This is a genomic window from Nonomuraea terrae, from assembly GCF_004348995.1.
GTDB lineage: Bacteria > Actinomycetota > Actinomycetes > Streptosporangiales > Streptosporangiaceae > Nonomuraea > Nonomuraea terrae.
Window position 1 is genome coordinate 1 of record NZ_SMKQ01000171.1, and the last position, 19612, is coordinate 19612.

Genomic DNA, 19612 nt, shown 5'->3' on the forward strand with positions numbered 1-19612 from the left:
GTGTAGCGGGCGCCGTACAGGGACGGGCGGGGGTTGTCGCTCATCCCGCCGTCGACGGCGACGAACGTCCGGGTGAGGGCGCGTTTGACGGCGACGACCCGGTACAACGTGAGACCGGCGGGGCCGCTGACCGACCGGCCCGGTTCCACGATCAGTGCGGGAACGGGCAGGCCGAGGGCCGCGGCGCGTTCCTCGACCGCCTTGACGACCCGCACGGCGAAGTCGGCGGGCGCCAGACCGTGCTCGTCCTCCAAATACGCGATGCCCTGGCCGCCGCCCAGGTCCAGCTCGGGCAGGACGATCCCGTACGTGTCGCGGATCCGCGCGAGCTGCTCCACCATGACGTGCGCCGCCTCCTCGTACGGCTCGGCCGTGCGGATCTGGGAGCCGAGGTGGCAGTGCAGCCCTGCCAGCTCCAGCTCCGGCTGGCGCAGCACCCGGGCCACGGCCGCGGCGGCGTCTCCGGTGGCGACGGACAGGCCGAACTTCTGCCCCTCGCCGCCGGTGCGGACGGCCGGGTGCGCCCCCGCCTCGACATCGGGGATGACGCGCAGCAGCACCTTCTGCCGCCCACCGGGCGGGACCAGCCCCGCGATTCTGGCGATCTCGGCGAGGTTGTCGACGACGACGCGCCCCACGCCGCACTCCACCGCCTGGCGCAGCTCGGCGGGCGACTTGGCGTTGCCGTGGAAGACGATGCGATCGGCCGGGAAGCCGACGGACCGGGCGATGGCCAGCTCGCCGCCGGAGCAGACGTCCAGGCCGAGCCCTTCCGCACGGATCCAGGCGGCCATCGCCCGGCAGAGGAACGCCTTGGCGGCGTAGACGACGCGGGCGCCGGGAAGGGCCGACCGGTAGGCGCGGCAGCGCTGCCGCACGTCGGTCTCGTCCAGGACGTACACGGGGGTGCCGAAGCGCTCGGCGATGTCCGCGAGCGGGACGCCCCCGGTGCCGGCGACCGGCTCGAAGCGGGTGGTGGCCGACCATGGTCCGCCGGGCGACCGGGGCTCTGACATCTGCTTTCCTCCTCGAAGAGGTCGTACAGCAGACGCTAGAGCCGCCGGTGCGGCATGTCCGTTGGCCGCTACGCGATTCGGACGCCGATCCCGCGAATACTGACGCGGCCTTGACGGACGGCCGTCAGGCGATGCCACCGTTGGCGTAGATGACCTGGCCGTTGACCCAGCGAGCCGGGCCGGCCAGGAAGGACACCACGTCGGCGATGTCGGCCGGGGCGCCGAGGCGTTCGAGCGGGGGCTGCGCCATCAGGCGGTCGATCGTCGCCTGGTCCTTGCCCTCCAGGAACATGGCCGTCGCGGTGGGGCCGGGGGCCACCGCGTTGACGGTGACATCGCGGCCGCGCATCTCACGGGCCAGCACGAGCGTCATGGCCTCGACCTCGACGCGGTGGCCGACCAGCTCTGGGCCCCTTCTACCACCGCCTCCTGCTCCTCCCCAACCTGCCCGTCACCGAGGAGTTCGCCGTCAGCCTCGCCCGCAACCTGCTCGCCGGCATCCGCCCCTGACCGCGTTGCCCGCGCCCGGCAGTGCACGCCGCGAATGTCGGACCGCCGTCGTACGCTCTCCTCGCGGAAGGAGATGAGCGGATGGCGCTGGAGGTCGAGAGCCGGGGGTCGGACTCGCCGTTCATCGAGCGGGTGTGGCGGAGCCGGAGTCACGGGGTCGGGCGGATGACGTCGGTGGCGGCGGCCACGTGGGACCTGGTGTTCTGGGAGCAGGGCGGCAAGGTCAGCGTGGCCGTGCAGGGGCCGGAGTCGAAGGCGAGCCTGGCGCCCGTCCCGGACGAGGCGACGTTCTTCGGGATCAGTTTCGCGCTCGGCACGTCGATGCCGCACCTTCCGATCCTGGTCGACGTCTCGACCGAGATTCCCGGCGCGACGCGCAGGTCGTTCCACCTGAAGGGGTCGTCCTGGCACCTGCCCGGCTACGACGACGCCGAGGAGTTCGTACGGCGGCTCGTCCGCGAGGACGTCATCGACCGTGACCCGGTGGTGACCGCGGTGCTGAACGGCGCGCCGCCTGAGGTGTCGGAGCGGACCGTCCAGCGGCGGTTCCTGGCGGCGACCGGGCTCACCCAGGGTGCCGTCCGGCAGATCGGCCGCGCCCGGCGGGCCGCGGAGCTCATCCGCGAGGGCGTGCCGGTCCACGACGTGGTCCACCGGCTCGGCTACTTCGACCAGCCCCATCTGGCGCGTTCGCTGTCCCGGTACGTCGGACGGACCGCCACGCAGCTGACCGCCCCCGACCCGGCCGAGCCGCTGTCGCTGTTCTGAACGAGACCGGCCGTTCCGGCTTCTGGACACGTCTGAATGCAACCGGGCCGTTCCGGCTTGTGGACACGTCTGAATGGGACCGGCCCGTTCCGGCTTCTGGGCGCGCGGAACAGGCCGGTGCTCGTGCGGCGGGGGTGTCAGACGGCGAGCTCGACGCGGTACTCGCGCAGCCACGTGTCGAGCTGCAGGAACCGCTCCAGCGCCGCCCTGATCGGCGAGGCGCCCGACAAGCCGACGGGCCCGTCGACGATCGCGCGGACCTTGTCCCAGTCGATCAGCTGGGCGGCCGGTGAGTCGCCGTCGCGCAGCAGCGCCCCGGCGTGCTCACGCAGGACCTGGTCGTACGAGGGGTCCTGGGTGGCCGGGTACGGGCTCTTGACGCGCCGCAGGATCGACTCCGGCAGCAGGTCGGCGGAGGCTCCGCGCAGCAGGCTCTTCTCGCGCCCGTCGTACGTCTTGTGCGCCCACGGCGCGTTGAAGACGTACTCCACCAGGCGGTGGTCGCAGAACGGCACCCGGACCTCCAGCCCGACGCGCATGCTCATGCGGTCCTTGCGGTCGAGCAGGATCTGCACGAACCGGGTCAGGTGCAGGTAGCTGACCTCCCGCATGCGCCGCTCGTGCCCGGTCTCGCCGGGCAGCCGCGGCACCTCGTCGAGCGCCTGGCGATAGCGCTCGGCCCGGTAGCGCTCCAGGTCGATGCGGCGGGCCAGGTCGTCCTTGAGCAGCCGTTCGGCCCCCGTGTGGTCGTCGAAGCCGCCGGCGAGCCACGGGAAGGTGTCGGACTCCACCGCCTCGCGGTCGTGGAACCACCGGTAGCCGCCGAACACCTCGTCGGCCGACTCCCCCGACAGCGCCACCGTGGAGTGCCCGCGGATGGCCTTGAACAGCAGGTAGAGCGAGGAGTCCATGTCGCCGATGCCCATCGGCAGGTCACGGGCGCGCAACACCTCGGCGCGCACGGCCGGGTCCATGAGCTCGGCCGAGTCGAGCACGATGTCGGTGTGGTCGGCGCCGACGTGCTCGGCCAGCGCGTGCACGTACGGCGTGTCGGGCGTCGAACGGGTGAGGTCCGGGTGGAAGTTCTCGGCGTACCCCACGAAGTCGACGGCGAACGAGCGCACCGTGCCGAGGCCCTGCTCGCGCAGGTCCTTGGCGGCCAGCGCGGTGACCATGCTGGAGTCCAGGCCGCCCGACAGCAGCGTGCACAGGGGCACGTCGCTGATGAGCTGGCGGGACATGATGTCGTCCAGCAGGCCGCGGACGTTCTTGACGGTCGAGTCGACGTCGTCCGGGTGCTCGTACGACTCCAGCTGCCAGTAGCGCCGCTTGCGGATGCCGTCCCGGTTCACTTGCACGATCTGGCCGGGGCGCACTTCGTACATGCCCTGGAAGATGCCGTGCTCGGGTGTCTTGACGAACGCCAGCAGCTCGCACAGCCCTTCGGCGTCCAGCACGCGCCGGGCGAGCGGGTTGGCGAGGATGGCCTTCGGCTCGGAGCCGAACAGCACACCGTGCGGCGTCGGGTAGAAGTACAGCGGTTTGATGCCCATGCGGTCGCGGACGAGGAGCAGCTCCTCGGTCCTGGCGTCCCAGACGGCGAAGGCGAACATGCCGTTGAGGTGCTCGGCGACGTCCTGGCCCCATTCCAGGTACGCGCGCAGCAGGACCTCGGTGTCGCTATGGGTGCGGAAGCGATGGCCGCGGGCGGACAGCTCGGAGCGCAGCTCCAGGAAGTTGTACACCTCTCCGCTGTAGGTGAGCACGGCGGGCTCGCGGCCCTCGTCGGCGGCGACCATGGGCTGGCGGCCGCCGGCGAGGTCGATGATGGCGAGCCTGCGGTGTCCGATGGCGGCGTGCGGCGCCAGCCACAGCCCCTGGTCGTCGGGACCGCGGCACGCCATCGTGTCCGTCATCGCCTGTGCGGTCTCCCGGGCCCCCCGCAGGTCCCGTTCGAAGTCGACCCATCCACAAATGCCACACATTCTGGATCCCCCCGGATTCCTGAGGTTCCAAGCCATGCCCGGTTTTGTGTGGTTTGTCCCAAAAAAGGCTGAAATGTGATATATGTCGCTATTGGCGCGACCTGCGCCAGGCCGCGAACCTGCGTACGTACTCGCGACCGGCCAGGACGAACGCCAGCGACTCCTGCCCCAGCAGCAGCCCCGTGCAGAGCAGCGCCCACCAGAACTGCCACGCGAGCGGCCCCAGAGCGACCCCCGCCACCGCCCGTTCCAGCACCACCACGACCACCGGCAGCAGGAAGAACGCGAACCAGGCGAGCACGCCCAGCGACCCGGCGCCGGCCGAGTTCGAGGAGCTGCACCGCCGCTTCACGCGGACCGGGGACCGGCACGCGGCGACGTACGCGATGACCGGTCGCGGCGTGTGCCGGCACGTGCTGAGCGACCACCGGGCGGCGCTCGCCGACCTGACCGCGGCGGTGCGGCTCTTCCGCGAGCTGGGCGACGACGGCGGGGCCCTGCACGCGCTGCTCGACCTCTCCGCCGTCTACCAGGAGGTCGGCCGATACGACGACGCGATCGACGTCTGCCATCGCGGCCTGGAGCCGACCTCCGGCGGCCGCAACAGCCTCGACCGCTCCCGCCTGCTGCGCGGCCTCGGCATCGCCTGCTACGAGAAGGGCCGGGTGGAGGAGGCCGTCCGCTACTACGAGGAGAGCCTGCGCCTGACCCGCGAGCTCCACTACGACGGCGGCGAGCCGAAGACGCTGCCCCGGCTCGCGGAGGCGTACGGGGCGCTGGGCAGATACGCCGAGGCCACCCGCGTGCTGGAGCAGTGCCTGAAGGAGTTCGCACGCTCCGGAACGCGCTCGGCGAGGCCCTGACGACCTACGCCTTCGGCGACCTCTGCCACCGGCAGGGCCGGATCCGGGAGGCGTTGTGCCACTTCACCCGCAGCGGTGAGCTGATCGGCAGGCTGGAGGCGTCGTTGTGGCGGGCGCGGGTGCTGCGCGAGATCGCCCGCGCGCACGCCGACCTGGGCGACCGGGACGCCGCCACGGCCGCCTGGAAGGAGGCGCTCGACCTGTTGGCCGGCCTGGGATCGGCGGAGGCCGTACAGGTGAGGGAGCTTCTCAAACAAGTCAGCCCGGCAGCCGCTCGTGTACCCGCCTGGGCCGGGCGGCGGCTGCATCGCGGGCAGCGTGGCGGGTAACCCTGACCTTTTCCGACAGCCCGGACGTCATGCGATATTCCGTCTTCTCCCTACTGCAGGTAATACTCGGCGAGTAGACTCCGGGTATGCCCATGGAGAAGACCTCGATCAGTATGGAAGCCTGGATCCTCAAGGCCGCGCGGGAGCACGCCGAGGCACGCGGCATCAGCCTCTCGGCGTTCCTCGCGCGCGGCGCCCTTCGCGAGATCGCCGCCGCCCACTCCCCCGCCGCCAGGGCCGCGGTCTACGGCGCCGGCGCCGGCCAGGAGGCCGACGAGCGGATCGTCGCCGAGGACGTCGCCCGCGCCTCCGACGAGCACCACGGCGAGGCCGCGTGAACCACCGCTTCGGCGAGCTGTGGTCCGTCGAGCTCGGCGATCGCGACGAGGTCCGCCTGGTCGTGTCCGGCGACTTCTACCACACCCTGTACGGCGACAACGTGCTCACCGCCCACGTGGAGCCCGCCGACATGGCGCGCGCCCTGACCGCGTTCGCGATCGACGTCGGCGAGGGCCGCGCCGCCATGGTCGACCGCATCAGCACCGTGGCCGCCACCCGGCTCAAGTCCAAGGTCGGCGACCTCTCCGACGACCGGCTCGCCGCCGTGCGCGGCATGATCGCCACCATCTTCGGCACCGCGGGCTGATCCCGAGGCTCTCCGTGAGGGGCTGGGGACCCTGGCCGGGCGCGTCAGCCCAGCTCGATGGTGGACGCAGCGTAGACGCCCGCGAGGTCGATGTCGGGGACCGGACCGGTGTACATGCGGGCGCAGGCGAAGACCGGCTTGAGCCCGAGTCGTTCCACCACCTCCACGGCGCTCCCGTTGACGTCGGGGACGTCGAGGATGACCGGGACCCCGGGCGCGGTTGCGGCGAGCCCGGTCACCAGAGCGTGGGCGACCTCGGGCGACGCCGCGTAGAGCGGCCCGATCCGCGAGCCGGTCCGCGCGGGCCGGAGCACCGCGAACCCCTCCAGCCGCCCGTCGCGCACGGCGGCGAGCGACGTGTGCTCCGGCAGGCCGATTTACAGGGCCAGGAAGGCGTCCCGCCGTGCGGGGAAGAACCGCCAGTCGTACGCGGCCACCTCGCCGAACGGCACCGAACGCCCGTCGACCAGGGCGATGCCGGCGGGAGCCGCCTCCGCCGACGGCACCCCTTCGTACCTGACGTGGTTCCAGGCCGTACGGAAGCCGGACCTGCGGTAGTTGTCCTGCTGCTCGACGACGCCGTCGAGCCCGACGTTGCGGCCGGCAAGGTGATCCAAGGCGGCCCGCCAGAGCCGGATTCCGTAGCCTTGTCCGCGCACCGACGGGCGGGCGATGTAGAGCCCGACGAAACCTAAACCAGTGCCGTACCGGACGGCGGAGATGGAGGCGACCGGCTCGCCGTTCAGCCTCCCCAGCAGGAAGCCGCCCGGATCGGCCGCGTGGAAGGCGAGCACGTCGGACCGCCCCGGATTCCACTGTTCGTCATCGGCCCACTCCCGATATTTCGCCATTTCCGCCACATTCGCCGCGCTGATCGAGAATTACCCCATCATTTCCCCCTAGAGCACATATTTTTGTCGGCCGGCCTCGACTTTCGTGCGGTCCGGAACATATCTTCCCGGGATCGTCCCGGGGGAGAAAGGAGAGAGATGAATTCCTTCACGTACGTCGAACCGGCGGAGCCCCAGCCCGAGATCCCGCTTGCCGGCGGTGACGTCACCGAGGGGGTCGTGCGCGTCGGCGACACCGTGCGGCGCCCGGTCGGGCCCAACGCCCCGCTCGTCCACGCGCTGCTGGGCCACCTGGAGGACGTCGGGTTCGCGGGCGCGCCACGGTTCCTCGGGTTCGACGCGGCCGGGCGCGAGGTGCTGACGTACGTCCCCGGCGAGGTGGCCGGGCGGCCGCGGCCGGAGTGGCTCGCCGACGAGGGGCGGCTGGCCTCCGTCGGGCGCCTCGTCCGCGCGTACGACGACGCCGTGGCCGGGTTCGTCATGCCCGAGGGCGTCCGTCCCGACCAGGGGTTCTCCCTGCCGCCGGGCATGCCGCCGGAGCCGCCGTACCCGGCCGAGGTGGTCGGGCACATGGACTACACGCCGGACAACATCGTCTTCCGCGACGGCGTGGCGGCGGCGCTGATCGACTTCGACGTCGCCAAGTCGGTGACCAGGGTGGACGAGGTGTACAACGCGATGCTCTACTGGGCGCCGCTGAGCGACCCCGCCGACGCCGACCCGACGCTGCGCGACGTGGACGTCCCCCGCCGCTGCCGCATCCTCGCCGACGCGTACGACATGTCGGACGTCGACCGTTCCCGGCTCGTCGAGGTGGCCGTGCTGCGGACGCGGCGTTCGTGGTTCTCGATGCGGCGGCTCGCCGAGGAGCGCGGCGGCGGCTGGGCGCGGATGTGGCAGGAGGGCGTCGGCGACCTGATCAAGCGCCGCGAGGCCTGGCTCGACCGCAACGGCCCGTCCCTCCACGCCGCCCTGACCGCCCCGTAACCCCGGATCACCCGGTGGGCGACCGCATCGCCGACACGGTCGTCTCGCCCACCAGGTAGAGCAGGTCTCCGGCTGACCGGAGGGAGAACGTCAGGGGCACCCGCTGCTCACGGATGATCCTGCCGGAGCCGACGTCGATCGAGACCACGGTGTTCACGCCCTTGACATGCACGGCTCCCCGCGTGGCCACCGGCCACCGGTTGATCTGCTTCTCCACGCTCCTGCGCCAGTGAACCTCTCCGGTCCCCTGGTCCATGGCCAGCAGCTGCCCGGCGTGGTCGTACATGAGCATCCGTCCGGAGACCACGAGCGGCGTGAGCCCGTACAGGTCGAGAAGATCCCGCGCCGGCCTGGTGATGGCGATCTCCTGCTTCCAGGCGCGATCCCCGGTGGAGCCGTCGAAGGCGTAGACGGTTCCGTCACGGTCGTGGAGGAGCACCTGCGACCCGACGACCACGGGCCTGGCCATGAGCGGCAGTTCCCCGTCGACCGTCGCGCGCCACCGCACGGACCCGTCGGAGCCGTCGATGGCGTGAATCCGCTCCTCGCCCACGATGTACGCGCTCCCGCTCGCCGCCACGACCGGGCGGTTGAGGGCGAAGCCCTCCACGGGACGCGTCCACCGCGTACGACCGTCGCGCGGGTCCAGCCCCAGGACCACGCGGCTGCCGCGTTCCGACGCCGCGACGCAGAGGATCTGTCCGCTCACCGCGGGGGTGCCTCCTGGGCCGCCGAGCGACCGGGCCCAGCGCCGCTGCCCGGTGGCCGCGTCGAACGCGACGACCTCGTCAGCGGTCACGGCGACGATCACGTTCCCCGCGGCCGTCACGACCTCCTCCCGCAGGGAGCCCCGCGGCCTGCCCGTCCAGCGGACCTCGCCCGTCCGGAGATCGCGAGCCTCGACGGTCTGGGCGTCGCAGACGTAAGCCGTGCCGTCCCGGACGAGTGGGGCGAACCGTGCGGTGTCCGGTCGCAGCGGGGCCTGCCACAATGACTCCCCGGACACGCCGTCGAGGGCGTGTACGCCGCTTTCCCCCGCCGCCACGAACACGACGCCCTCCGCGACGGAGACGGCTTCGATCCGGCCGACGGGCAGCTCACGCCGCCACGAGGTGACGGCGGGCGAAGGAGCGCGGGTGACGGGCGGCGTGGGACCGGCCGTAGTGGTGGTACGCGCCCACCGGACCAAGGTCACCCCCAGGGCGGCGGCGGCGATGCCGGCCAGACCCGACCCGGCGACGAAGAGAACCGCCCGGCGGGACGGAGAAGCGGCCGGTTCTGGTGGAAGGGGAGGGACGACGATCCGGCCGGCGATGTCGGCGGAGAACGTCTCCGGCAGCCAGTCCGTCCCGAGCAGCGTCTCGGGCGCGGGCGCCAGCGGGGCCAGCTCGGCCAGGATCCTGTCCGGCGTCGGTCGCCGTTCCGGGTCCTTGGTCAGGCAGCGCTCAACGAGCCGGCGCAGATTCGCGTCCGCGATCGCCGCGAGGTCGGGCTCGCCCCGCAGCACCCGGTAGAGCAGCACCTCGGCGGGACCCCGCCCGAAGGGGTTGACGCCGGTGGCGGCGTAGCCGAGCACCGCGCCCAGGGCGAAGACGTCCGTCGCGGGCGTGGAGCTCGCCGAACCCCTGCCGGACAGCTGCTCGGGGGCCATGTAGCCCGGCGATCCCACGGCCGACCCCGTGGCGGTGAGCGGGGCCCCGTCGGCGGCGCGGGCGATGCCGAAGTCGATGACGCGCGGCCCCTCCGGGGTGAGCATCACGTTGGACGGCTTGAGGTCGCGGTGCACCACGCCGGCGTCATGGATGGCGACGAGCGCCTCGGCGAGACCGGCCGCCAGGGCGATCACGCTGGACAGAGGCAGTGGCCCGTGCTGGGCCACGGCGTGGTGCAGGGACAGCCCCCGCAGGTAGACGGTGGCCAGCCAGGGAACGGGGGCGTCGGGGTCGGCTCCGACGACGGGCGCGGTGAACGCCCCGCTGACGGCGCGGGCCGTGGTCACCTCGCGGCGGAACCGCGCACGGAACTCCGGATCGCCGGCCAGCGCCGGATGGACGAGCTTGAGCGCCACCTCCCGGCCTGCCCGCGACCTGGCCAGGAACACCTGCCCCATCCCGCCCGCGCCGAGCCGGGCCAGCACCTGGTAGTCGCCGACGTGCCGGGGGTCGCCGGGCTGCAGCCGCTCCACCGCGCGCTACTTCGCCAGCGCAGCGGCGGCGTCGGACGCCACGAGCGTGGCCGCCGCCCACGCGGCCTCCTCGGGAACGTCGGCGCAGTACGTGATCTCGGTGAGCGAGTGCCGCAGCCGGAAGTAGATCACGGCGCATTGGGCCGAACCTCCGGCGTCCATCTGTGAGTAGGCCGTGTAGGTGGAGACGAAGGCCTCGTCTCCCAGCCCGGAGAGGGTGCGGAACCTGAGGCTGGGCCGGTCGAGTGTGTCGACGTCCATGCCTTCCCTGGCGTGGTGGTAGCGCTCCAGGTACGCACGGTGCGCGAGCGTGGCGGCGTCACTGCCGACCTCGGCGTTCATCACGCCGGTCCTGATCTGCAGTCGCGGCATGCCGTCGCGCAGGCAGATGCTGCCCGCGGCGCCGTCCGCGACGTCGGAAACCCCGATGGGGAGCGGTTTGGAGCGCACCGCCAGCCGTTCGAGCGTGGCCGGCGCGGCGAAGGTGCAGGGGTCGCGCGGCCCAGCCGGTGTCACCGGCGTCCCGGCCGGCGCTCCGATCCCGACCTCGCCCACCGCCCCGCCGACGGCCGCCACCACGTCCCGCGCAGCCCGCAGCGCCCCTTCGACGGCAGGTTGTTCGTCGAGTTTGTCCGTGCTGTAGATGGCTCCGGGTCCCTTGGGCTTCAGGTCCCCCGAGTAGCCGACGGTGATGAGCACGGCGCCGACCCGCGCCAGGACCACGGCGCCGATTCCCTCGTCCTCGAAGTCGACCAGAGCCTCTTCACCCAGCCCCGTGACCTCCTCCCAGGATGCGTTCGTGTCCTCGCGCGCGAGGCTCATCAGGCTGATCGCCTCGGCGGCGGACGGGGTGGCGTCACCCCGCAGGTCCTCCACGGACTGGAACGTGACGTACAGACCGCCGAGCAGGAGCTTCCTGCGCCCCCACTCACTCATGGGGATGTCGCTGCGCCACCGGCAGCCCGGCAGCGTCCCGCTCGGCTCGCTCTGGCCGGCCCGGGGCACCAGGTCCTCGAGGGTGCCGGGCTTGACCCCGCACGCTTCGGGCGGCTCTGTCAGCTGGACCGGCTTCGGGTGGGGGTCGGCGACCGCCGGGAAAACCGGCTTGACCCCGGCGAGGTCGGGCGCGGCCGTCGACGTCCGCCCGCCCGGCTCCTCGTCCAGGAGCACGAACGCGGTCACGCCCAACCCGGCAAGGAACGCGGTCGCGGCGGCCGCGATGAGCAGGGCATGCCGGCCCAGGCCGCGCTTGCCGGCCGGTGGCTTCATGTCTGCCGGACCCTCCACGCGGGGGACCCGCGCAGTGGGCCCGTCATCCGGCTGGCGCATCGCTCGAACCCCGTCCAGGAGGGCGGTACGGACACGTGCATGGTCGCCCATGAGGATCTTCGGCGCAACCGTATGGGGCCTCCGTCAGGCGCCGCCGAGCAGCGACGTGGCGCGGTGGAGCATGGCACGCCTGCCGCTCTCGGGAGAGCTGGCGCTCCGGGCTTGCGCGGCCGTGTCAGGGGGGTCGGCAAGGGGAACGAAGATTTTCATGACGTCCCCCGTACCCGAGACAGGGCATGTGCCGCTGAAGCGGGCGATCGGCCCGAAGCTTCTCATTCTCTTCATCGTCGGTGACATCCTCGGCACCGGCGTCTACGCGCTCACCGGGTCCGTGGCGGGTCAGGTCGGCGGCGCCCTCTGGTTGCCGTTCCTGATCGGATTCGTGATCGCCGGGCTGACCGCGATGTCCTACGTCGAGCTTGTCACGAAATATCCGAAGGCGGCGGGGGCGGCGTTGTACACGCAGCGTGCCTTCAAAAAACCGTTCTTCACCTTCATGGTGGCGTTCACGGTGATGTGCTCCGGGCTCACCTCGGCCAGCGCGGCCGCCCGGGCCATCGGCGGCGACTACCTGGAGGCGTTCGTCTCGGTGCCCGGCCTGGTGGTCGGCATCATCTTCATCGTCGCCGTCGCGGCGCTGAACTACCGGGGCGTCTCCGAGTCGGTCAAGACCAACATCGTGTTCACCCTGATCGAGCTCACCGGCCTGCTGGTGATCATCGCGATCGGCGTCTACGCCGTCTTCACCGGGGCCGGTGAGCCGTCCCGGCTCGTCGAGGTCGACGTCGACGGGGCGGGCGGCCTGATGTACGCGCTGCTCGGCAGCACGGCCCTGGCCTTCTTCGCCTTCGTCGGGTTCGAGGACTCGGTGAACATGGCCGAGGAGACCCAGGACCCCTCGCGCAACTTCCCCCGCGCGATCTTCCTGGGCGTGGCGATCACCAGCACCGTCTACATCCTCGTGGCCATCACCTCCTCGCTCCTGGTCCCGACGCACGTGCTGGAGGGGTCGTCGGGCCCGCTGCTCGAAGTGGTGAAGGCGGGCGGGCTCAACTTCCCGCCGCAGCTGTTCGCCGCGATCGCCATGTTCGCCGTGGCCAACTCGGCGCTGATCAACATGATGATGGCCTCCCGGCTCGTGTACGGCCTGGCCAACGAGCGGGTCGTGCCGAGCGGCCTCGGCTGGGTGGATCCGCGCCGCCGTACGCCGGTGGTCGGCATCCTGTTCACCACGGCGCTCGCCATCGCGCTGATCTCGACCGGCGAGATCCGGGGGCTCGGCGACACCACGGCGTTCCTGCTGCTGTGCGTGTTCACGGTGGTCAACGTGGCCGTGCTCGTGCTGCGCAAGGACGAGGTGGACCACGCCCACTACCGGACGCCCACGGTGTTCCCGGTGGTCGGCGCGGTGCTGGCGTTCGTGCTGGCCAGCCCGCTCACCGGGCGTCCCGCCGACGTGTACATCCGCGCCGGGCTGCTGCTGCTCGTCGGGCTGGTGCTGTGGGGGATCAACTGGCTGGTGCTGCGCTACCAGGCGCGCAGGGTCACTCCGGCCGGGTGATCAGGGCGCGCCGATCGCGGTCAGGGCTTCGCGGCAGCGCTTCACCAGGTCCTCGTCCGCGGTGACCTGGTCGCTGCTGTAGGAGCCCTCCCTGGCGTTGTGGCGGCGAGCCCTGGCCAGCTCGTCCGCCAGCAGGGTGCGCGCGGCGGCGGCGGCCGGGCCGGCCTCGGCCCAGAGCGTGGCGACCTCGCGCCGGGTGTGGGCGTTGGTGCCCCACGCCCGTTCCAGCACCGGCAGCAGCGGCTCGGGGTCGCCGGTGACGCGCCACAGCGCCCGGGCGGCCGACAGGACGAGCCAGCAGTGCGGATCCTTGCGGCGGGTCAGCCGGCGCAGACACGTCAGGTGCGGTTTCGTGGCCTGGCCGACGACGGCCAGGAGCTCGGCCGCATCACGCCAGGCGAACCGGTCGTCGCCGTCGAGGTGCCGGCCGGCGACGGCGAGCGCCGGCTCGGCGTCCCCGGCGCCCTCCCAGAGCGCGCGTGCGGCGGTCACCGCGGTCCTCCGGTCGGCGGCGCCGACCGCCCCGCGCAGGGCGTCCGCGATGTCCCCCGCCGTGCCCGCGACCTTGGCGAGCGCCCTGATCACGGCCTGGGTGTGGGGACCGGCGAGCAGGGCGGGCAGGGCTTCGGCGGCGGCGGGGCCGATGGCGGTCAGCGCGTACGCGACGTCGTCGCGGCGGTCATCGAACCGGTCGTCGGCGGGCAGGTCACGCAGTCGAGCGACCAGCAGGGGCACCAGCGGCGCGGCCCGCGTCCCCAGGGAGACCACGCACGAGGCCGCGTAGTTCGGCATCGGCTCGTGGTCGAGCGCCCAGGCCACCATCGGCAGCGCGCGCGGGTCGCCCGCGCGCGCGAGAACCCGCACACCGGGAGAGACGCTCGGCGGGCCGCTCGCCCACTCGATCACCCACGGCAGGTCCGCGCCGTCCGCCTCCGGGTGCGGCACGGCGCGCCGGGGCGTGCTCTCCAGGGCCTCGGCCAGCGCGTCGACCGCCGGGAGTGCCAGCTCGCCCAGGTCCTCCAGCGCGCGGACCGCCGCCGGGCGCGTGCGGGGATGCCCGTCGCGGATGCGGTCGCCGACCAGGGCGACCAGCTCGCGATAGTCGCCGCGCCACCCGGAGACGAGGTGCTCCGCCACCGGCAGGGCGTCGAGGTGGCACTCCCACTCCGGTGACCGCAGCAGGCCCGTCAGCAGGCGTACGCGCTCGGCCACCCGGTCCCCGTAGGACCTGCTCACGCCGCGTACGAGATCGGCCGCCTCCGGCGCGCGCCTGCCCTGCGCGGCCTGTTCGCGTAAGCGGCGCACGGCACCGACCAGGGTGGCGGTCTCGAAGCCGGCGGGTTCGGCGACGGCCGTGCCACTCCGGTAGACGGCGGCGAGCAGGTCGAGGGCGTCGTCCGCGCCGATGACCTCCGTTACGCCGGGCAGGGAGGTGAGCTCGGTCAGCGCCACCAGTCGCAGCCGCACGTCGGGCTCCGCGGCGGCGACGCCCGCCAGCCATTCGCGCGGCTCGGGGCCGGCGTCGTCGTCGGCGCGGGCCAGCGTGCCGACCGTGCGGACGATGGCGATCCGTACGGACTCGTCGCTCTCGTGCGGCAGGCGGGCGGTCAGGAGGGTGAGCGCCGCGCGCCTGCGTCGCGTGCAGGCGGGCAGCACTTCGGTGACGGCCTCACGCACGTGCGGGTCGGCGTCCTCCAGCAGTACTTCCCACAGCGGGTACGCCTCGTCGACCGCCTCGTTGGCCTTCCGGTACGCCCCCTCCAGCTCGGTGGGATCCTCGGCCGAGCCGATCCCCGCCAGCAGCCGCACGACCTCGGCACGGCCCGGCACGCCGGGGTCGGCCACGATGCGCAACAGGAACGGGATCGCCGCGACCGTGCACGGGTAGACGTCGCCCTGGTGGTGCACGGCGCCGTACATGCCGTCGAGCGCGTTCTCGCGGACGGCCGGGTCGGGGTCGGCGAGGCCGCGCAGCAGAGCGGGCACGTCGGCGGCCGACCCGTGGGCATGGCGCATGCGCGCCCAGCGGATGTCGTCCAGACCGGCGAAGATCTCATCTGCCATGGGGCGACATCCTGCCAGAGGTCAGCGTCCGAGCAGCTCGTCGATCTGGCGCAGCTGGGTCTCGTCGAGCGGGCCGTGCTGGAGCGCGCCGGCGTTCTGCTCGGCCTGGGCGACCGTCCGGATGCCGGGGATCGGCACCGTGCGCTCGCTGCGGGCCAGCAGCCAGCCCAGCGCGCCCTGGGCGAGGGTGCGGCCGCCGGAGGTGAGCACGTCGCGGATCGCGTCCAGCTTGGCGAGGAACTCGGGGGCCGGGCGGCCGTCCGCGAAGTACCTCATCCACGGCGGGGAGTCGCCGCGCACGTCGTCCATCGGCAGGCGCGTGTCCGGGCCGTACTTGCCGGACAGCAGGCCCATCGCCAGCGGCCCGCGATTGACCGATGCGAGGTCGTGGGCGTCGCAGGCGGCCAGCATCTCCGGGGCGTCGTTCAGGACGTTGAGCTGGTGCTGCACGGCGGCGCAGTGCGGCCCCCTCGCGAACGCGGCCGCCCGCGCGGGGTCGTCGGTGCTCCATCCGTACGAGCGGATCAGTCCCTCGGCGACGAGGTCCTCCAGCGCGGCGATCATGTCGTCCACCCGCTCCAGAGGCGCGTCGCCGATGTGCAGCTGGTAGAGGTCGACGCGGTCGGTGCCGAGCCGCTCCAGCGAGGCCCGGCACGCCTGCCGGATGTACGCGGCCGAGACGTCGCGGCCGATGACGGTGCGGGTGGCGGGGTCGAAGACGTTGCCGAACTTGGTGGCGATCACCACCTCGTCGCGCCGTCCGGCGAGCGCCCGGCTGAGCACCCGCTCGCTGCGGCCGGTGCCGTACACGTCGGCGGTGTCGAAAAAGGTGACGCCCAGGTCGAGGGCGCGGTGCACGGCGGCGACGGACTCGTCGTCGTCCACCTCACCCCAGCCCGCCGGCTTGCCGCCGGAGACGAACGGTCCCCCGATCGCCCACGCGCCGAACCCGATCGAGCTCACGCGGATCCCACTACGTCCCAGAGTTCGACTACTCATTGCGCATCTCCTTCATATGTCGGACGGGAAGACCCTTTCAGCTGGAGCGGACTCCAGGTCAAGGTGCTGTTGCGCTGGCGCGTTGGTGAGGCGAACGTGGCCTGACACCCCCTGCCCAAGGCCAGTGACTCACCGTAATCATGTGCATGCGGATCGCTGACAAACAGGAGGGCGATGTGCACCTGACCCCGCACGAGCAGGAACGGCTGCTGATCCACGTGGCCGCAGAGGTCGCCGCGAAACGCCGGGCGCGCGGACTGCCACTCAACTACCCGGAGGCCGTCGCGTTGCTGACCGCGCACATCCTGGAGGGAGCCAGGGACGGCAGGACCGTCAAGGAGCTGATGGATTCCGGGCACGGCGTGCTCACCCGCGACGAGGTGATGGACGGCGTACCGGAGATGATCGACATGATCCAGGTCGAGGCGACCTTCCCCGACGGCACCAAGCTGGTGACCGTCACCGACCCCATCCCGCCGCGCGACCACGTCATCCGCCCTGGGCAGATCGAGCACCCGGACGACCGGCCGGTGTACGTCAACGAGGGCCTGCCGGTGACCCTGGTCGAGGTCCGCAACGTCGGCGACCGCGCCGTACAGGTCGGCTCCCACTACCACTTCTACGAGGTCAACCCCGCTCTGGAGATCAGACCGGGCCCCGGTGGCGAACCCGACCGCAAGTGCGCCTACGGCATGCGCCTGAACATCCCGGCCGGCAAGTCGCAGCGGTTCGAGCCGAACGACCCGGTCGACGTCGAGCTGGTGCCGCTGCAGGGCGACCGCGAGGTCTGGGGCCTGCGCGGCGAGGTCGGGGGGCCGCTGTGAGAGAACCGCTCGCGCTGACCCGCGCCGACTACGCCGACCTGTACGGCCCCACCGCCGGCGACCGCGTCCGGCTCGCCGACACCGACCTGCGCATCGAGATCACCGAGGACTGGGCCGGCGGCCCCGGCCACAGCGGTGACGAGATGGTCTTCGGCGGCGGCAAGGTCATCCGCGAGTCGATGGGCCAGTCCCGCGTGAGCCGCGCGAACGGCGCCCCCGACACCGTGATCACCGGCGTGGTGGTCCTCGACCACTGGGGCGTCGTCAAGGCCGACGTCGCGCTGCGCGAGGGCCGCATCGTGGCGATCGGCCGGGCGTACAACCCCGAGACCATGCCGGAACGGCACGGCAGCGACGCGGTCGCCGGGGTGTCCGGCCGGCCGGCGCCCGTCGACATCGTCGTCGGCCCCGACACCGAGGTCATCGCCGGCAACGGCAAGATCCTGACCGCCGGCGGCGTCGACACCCACGTCCACTTCATCTGCCCCGAGCAGATCGACGAGGCGCTCGCGTCGGGGGTGACGACGCTGATCGGCGGCGGCACCGGCCCGGCCGAGGGCAGCAAGGCCACCACCGTCACCTCCGGCTCCTGGCACGTCGCGGCGATGTTCGAGGCGCTCGACGCCTCCCCGGTCAACGTCGGGCTGCTCGGCCAGGGCGCCACCACGTCACTCGACTCGATGCGCGACCAGCTCGTCGCGGGCGTCATGGGCTTCAAGGTGCACGAGGACTGGGGCGCCACCCCGGCCGTGCTGGACGCGTGCCTGCGGGTGTGCGACGAGTCGGGCGTGCAGCTGGCCATCCACGCCGACACCCTGAACGAGGCCGGTTTCCTGGAGAGCACCCTGCAGGCCATCGGCGGGCGCTGCATCCACGCCTTCCACGTCGAGGGCGCGGGCGGCGGGCACGCGCCCGACATCATCGCGCTGGCCTCCCACCCGCACGTGCTGCCCGCCTCCACCAACCCGACCCGGCCGCTGACGGTCAACACCGTCACCGAGCACATCGACATGGTGATGGTCTGTCACCACCTGAACCGGCTGGTGCCGGAGGACCTGGCGTTCGCCGAGTCGCGCATCCGGCCCTCCACCATGGCGGCCGAGGACGTGCTGCACGACATGGGGGCCATCTCGATCATGTCGTCCGACGCCCAGGCGATGGGCCGCATCGGCGAGATGATCACTCGTACGTGGCAGACGGCGCACGTGATGAAACGCCTGCGCGGCAGCCTCGACGGCGACGGACCGGCCGACAACCTCCGCGCCCGCCGCTACGTCGCCAAATACACCGTCAACCCCGCGATCGCGCACGGCATCGACCACGTGGTCGGCTCGATCCGCCCCGGCCTGCTGGCGGACCTGGTGCTGTGGGAGCCCCGGTTCTTCGGCGTCAAGCCGCACATGGTGCTCAAAGGCGGGCAGATCGCGTACGCGCAGATCGGCGACGCCAACGCCTCCATCCCGACGCCGCAGCCGATCCTGCCCCGCCGCATGTTCGGCGCGCTCGGCCACGCGCCGGGCGGCAACTCGGTCAACTTCGTCTCGGGCAGCTTCGGCGGGCTGGACGGGGTGCGCAAGGCGTTCGAGACGATCACCGACACCCGCGGGCTGACCAAGTCCGACATGCGGGAGAACGACGCCACCCCGGCCATCGAGGTCGACCCGGACAGCTTCGCCGTCACCGTCCCGGGCAGCGGCGGCACCACCCGTCCCGACGACCGGACACCCGACGTGAAGGTGTCGGTGGGCGACGACACGATCGTCCCCGAATACCGCACCGAGCTCCCCATGGCCCAGCGCTACTTCCTCTTCTGACCCCCACCTCCCGCCGGCCCTGGCCGACCACACACACCGACGAGGACGGGCCGGCGGCCGGTCCCCCTCTGCCGACCCCCTTCTTCCTTCGGGGCCGAACAGCCGTCCCGACGGTTACCTGTTGAGGAGCGACGATGAGTCACGCGGCGCTGTTGCTGCTCAGCGACGGCCGGTTCCCCTCCGGCGGGCATGCCCACAGCGGAGGGGCGGAGGCGGCCGTCGCGGCCGCCCGCCTCCGCGACACGGCCACGCTGGAGTGGTTCTGCCGCGGCCGGCTGCACACCTCCGGGCTGGTCGCCGCGGCGCTCGCCGCCGCAGCGGCCTGCGGCTGCGACCCGCTCCTGCTGGACGCCGCCGCCGACGCCCGTACCCCCTCCCCGGCCCTGCGCCGGACCTCCCGCAAGCTCGGCCGCCAGCTGTTGCGCGCCGTACGCGTCACGTGGCCTGGCCCGCTCTGGGACGAGCTGGCCGCCGCGTGTCCCGGCGGGGCACATCAGCCGGTCGTGCTGGGACTGGCCGCCCGCGCGGCGGGGCTCACCCCGCTGGACGCCGCGCGGTCGGCCGCCTACGACAGCGTCTGCGGCCCGGTCAACGCCGTGGTACGCCTGCTGGGCCTCGACCCGTTCCGCGCGAACGGCGTCGTGGCCGCTCTCGCCGACGACATCGACGAGGTGGCTGACCGGGCCGCGCGCCACGCGGAACGGGCCGCGGCGGAAGGCACCGACACCCTGCCCGCCGCCTCCGCACCGCTCCTGGACATCACCGCAGAACAGCACGCCACCTGGTCGGTACGCCTCTTCGCCAGCTGAACGATCCAGGTCCACACCTCACACCATGAGCCGACGAACCGCGATCCGCCACACGACCCGACGACCCGCATC

Annotated in this window: 19 protein-coding genes and 1 pseudogene; 10 read left to right on the plus strand and 10 right to left on the minus strand. The window is 72.4% G+C overall.

What is annotated here, in order from left to right; all coding sequences use genetic code 11:
- The coding region (gene lysA / locus E1286_RS35620; RefSeq protein WP_132619714.1) for a diaminopimelate decarboxylase at positions 1–1016 on the minus strand (1016 nt) is incomplete at its 3' end.
- Between the two features lie 124 nt (positions 1017–1140).
- Positions 1141–1398, minus strand: a pseudogene (locus tag E1286_RS35625) (SDR family oxidoreductase); the annotation flags it as partial.
- A 209-nt stretch (positions 1399–1607) separates the two neighbouring features.
- On the opposite strand from E1286_RS35625, the gene E1286_RS35630 reads away from it, so the two are divergent.
- Positions 1608–2294, plus strand: a complete 687-nt coding sequence (locus tag E1286_RS35630) for a helix-turn-helix domain-containing protein (protein WP_132619716.1) — start codon at positions 1608–1610, stop codon at positions 2292–2294.
- A 137-nt stretch (positions 2295–2431) separates the two neighbouring features.
- Here the strand turns inward: E1286_RS35630 and asnB are convergent, their stop codons facing one another.
- Both asnB and E1286_RS35640 read right to left on the minus strand, forming a co-directional pair.
- Complete coding sequence (gene asnB / locus E1286_RS35635; RefSeq protein WP_342776293.1) at positions 2432–4315, minus strand: asparagine synthase (glutamine-hydrolyzing); 1884 nt, start codon at positions 4313–4315, stop codon at positions 2432–2434.
- Between the two features lie 52 nt (positions 4316–4367).
- Entirely contained in the window at positions 4368–4631 is a 264-nt protein-coding gene (locus E1286_RS35640; protein WP_132619720.1) for a hypothetical protein, read from the minus strand.
- Between the two features lie 34 nt (positions 4632–4665).
- Between E1286_RS35640 and E1286_RS35645 the strand changes: the two genes are divergently transcribed.
- The 4 genes from E1286_RS35645 (at position 4666) to E1286_RS35660 (ending at position 6117) form a co-directional block, all read left to right on the plus strand.
- Positions 4666–5142 carry a tetratricopeptide repeat protein gene (locus tag E1286_RS35645; protein ID WP_132619722.1) on the plus strand — a complete coding sequence of 159 codons (477 nt, stop codon included), beginning with the start codon at positions 4666–4668 and terminating at the stop codon, positions 5140–5142.
- Complete coding sequence (locus tag E1286_RS35650; protein ID WP_132619724.1) at positions 5094–5471, plus strand: tetratricopeptide repeat protein; 378 nt, start codon at positions 5094–5096, stop codon at positions 5469–5471. Before E1286_RS35645 ends, E1286_RS35650 begins: the two co-directional genes overlap by 49 nt.
- 86 nt (positions 5472–5557) lie before the next feature.
- Positions 5558–5809, plus strand: coding sequence for a hypothetical protein (locus E1286_RS35655; protein ID WP_132619726.1), 252 nt, complete (start codon positions 5558–5560; stop codon positions 5807–5809).
- Positions 5806–6117 (plus strand): type II toxin-antitoxin system PemK/MazF family toxin, encoded by a 312-nt coding sequence (locus tag E1286_RS35660; protein ID WP_132619728.1) that lies wholly within the window; start codon positions 5806–5808, stop codon positions 6115–6117. The genes E1286_RS35655 and E1286_RS35660 overlap by 4 nt, the downstream gene beginning before the upstream one ends.
- Positions 6118–6161: 44 nt before the next feature.
- Here the strand turns inward: E1286_RS35660 and E1286_RS49560 are convergent, their stop codons facing one another.
- Positions 6162–6494 (minus strand): GNAT family N-acetyltransferase, encoded by a 333-nt coding sequence (locus E1286_RS49560; protein WP_342776294.1) that lies wholly within the window; start codon positions 6492–6494, stop codon positions 6162–6164.
- Complete coding sequence (locus E1286_RS49565) at positions 6495–6968, minus strand: GNAT family N-acetyltransferase (RefSeq protein WP_223190748.1); 474 nt, start codon at positions 6966–6968, stop codon at positions 6495–6497. It lies immediately after the preceding gene.
- Positions 6969–7106: 138 nt separating this feature from the next.
- On the opposite strand from E1286_RS49565, the gene E1286_RS35670 reads away from it, so the two are divergent.
- Positions 7107–7955 carry an aminoglycoside phosphotransferase/kinase family protein gene (locus tag E1286_RS35670; RefSeq protein WP_132619730.1) on the plus strand — a complete coding sequence of 283 codons (849 nt, stop codon included), beginning with the start codon at positions 7107–7109 and terminating at the stop codon, positions 7953–7955.
- Between the two features lie 7 nt (positions 7956–7962).
- Here the strand turns inward: E1286_RS35670 and E1286_RS35675 are convergent, their stop codons facing one another.
- Together E1286_RS35675 and E1286_RS48355 are read right to left on the minus strand one after the other, a co-directional pair.
- Complete coding sequence (locus E1286_RS35675; RefSeq protein WP_132619732.1) at positions 7963–10140, minus strand: serine/threonine-protein kinase; 2178 nt, start codon at positions 10138–10140, stop codon at positions 7963–7965.
- Positions 10141–10146: 6 nt separating this feature from the next.
- On the minus strand, positions 10147–11409 hold the full coding sequence (locus E1286_RS48355; protein WP_165970067.1) for a hypothetical protein: 1263 nt from the start codon (positions 11407–11409) through the stop codon (positions 10147–10149).
- A gap of 268 nt (positions 11410–11677) precedes the next feature.
- On the opposite strand from E1286_RS48355, the gene E1286_RS35685 reads away from it, so the two are divergent.
- Positions 11678–13030, plus strand: a complete 1353-nt coding sequence (locus E1286_RS35685) for an APC family permease (protein WP_132619734.1) — start codon at positions 11678–11680, stop codon at positions 13028–13030.
- Here the strand turns inward: E1286_RS35685 and E1286_RS35690 are convergent, their stop codons facing one another.
- Together E1286_RS35690 and E1286_RS35695 are read right to left on the minus strand one after the other, a co-directional pair.
- Positions 13031–15094 carry a PBS lyase gene (locus E1286_RS35690; protein WP_132619736.1) on the minus strand — a complete coding sequence of 688 codons (2064 nt, stop codon included), beginning with the start codon at positions 15092–15094 and terminating at the stop codon, positions 13031–13033.
- 21 nt (positions 15095–15115) lie between these two features.
- Positions 15116–16093, minus strand: a complete 978-nt coding sequence (locus E1286_RS35695) for an aldo/keto reductase (RefSeq protein WP_132619738.1) — start codon at positions 16091–16093, stop codon at positions 15116–15118.
- 146 nt (positions 16094–16239) lie between these two features.
- Here E1286_RS35695 and E1286_RS35700 point away from each other — a divergent pair, with 146 nt between their 5' ends.
- The 3 genes from E1286_RS35700 (at position 16240) to E1286_RS35710 (ending at position 19540) form a co-directional block, all read left to right on the plus strand.
- Complete coding sequence (locus E1286_RS35700) at positions 16240–16917, plus strand: urease subunit gamma (RefSeq protein ID WP_246075467.1); 678 nt, start codon at positions 16240–16242, stop codon at positions 16915–16917.
- On the plus strand, positions 16914–18731 hold the full coding sequence (locus E1286_RS35705; RefSeq protein ID WP_246075468.1) for an urease subunit alpha: 1818 nt from the start codon (positions 16914–16916) through the stop codon (positions 18729–18731). Before E1286_RS35700 ends, E1286_RS35705 begins: the two co-directional genes overlap by 4 nt.
- Positions 18732–18865: 134 nt before the next feature.
- Positions 18866–19540 carry an urease accessory protein UreF gene (locus E1286_RS35710; RefSeq protein WP_132619739.1) on the plus strand — a complete coding sequence of 225 codons (675 nt, stop codon included), beginning with the start codon at positions 18866–18868 and terminating at the stop codon, positions 19538–19540.
- Positions 19541–19612: the final 72 nt, after the last annotated feature.

What these genes read in the sequence shown, in the direction of transcription:
- E1286_RS35655 (WP_132619726.1), top strand. Translation starts at nt 5,558, where the DNA reads ATGCCCATGGAGAAGACCTCGATCAGTATGGAAGCCTGGATCCTCAAG.
- E1286_RS35690 (WP_132619736.1), bottom strand. Translation starts at nt 15,094, where the DNA reads ATGGCAGATGAGATCTTCGCCGGTCTGGACGACATCCGCTGGGCGCGC.
- E1286_RS48355 (WP_165970067.1), bottom strand. Translation starts at nt 11,409, where the DNA reads ATGAAGCCACCGGCCGGCAAGCGCGGCCTGGGCCGGCATGCCCTGCTC.
- asnB (WP_342776293.1), bottom strand. Translation starts at nt 4,315, where the DNA reads ATGGCTTGGAACCTCAGGAATCCGGGGGGATCCAGAATGTGTGGCATT.
- E1286_RS35700 (WP_246075467.1), top strand. Translation starts at nt 16,240, where the DNA reads ATGCGGATCGCTGACAAACAGGAGGGCGATGTGCACCTGACCCCGCAC.
- E1286_RS35670 (WP_132619730.1), top strand. Translation starts at nt 7,107, where the DNA reads ATGAATTCCTTCACGTACGTCGAACCGGCGGAGCCCCAGCCCGAGATC.
- E1286_RS35630 (WP_132619716.1), top strand. Translation starts at nt 1,608, where the DNA reads ATGGCGCTGGAGGTCGAGAGCCGGGGGTCGGACTCGCCGTTCATCGAG.
- E1286_RS35645 (WP_132619722.1), top strand. Translation starts at nt 4,666, where the DNA reads ATGACCGGTCGCGGCGTGTGCCGGCACGTGCTGAGCGACCACCGGGCG.
- E1286_RS49565 (WP_223190748.1), bottom strand. Translation starts at nt 6,968, where the DNA reads ATGGCGAAATATCGGGAGTGGGCCGATGACGAACAGTGGAATCCGGGG.
- E1286_RS35695 (WP_132619738.1), bottom strand. Translation starts at nt 16,093, where the DNA reads ATGAGTAGTCGAACTCTGGGACGTAGTGGGATCCGCGTGAGCTCGATC.
- E1286_RS35685 (WP_132619734.1), top strand. Translation starts at nt 11,678, where the DNA reads ATGACGTCCCCCGTACCCGAGACAGGGCATGTGCCGCTGAAGCGGGCG.
- E1286_RS35710 (WP_132619739.1), top strand. Translation starts at nt 18,866, where the DNA reads ATGAGTCACGCGGCGCTGTTGCTGCTCAGCGACGGCCGGTTCCCCTCC.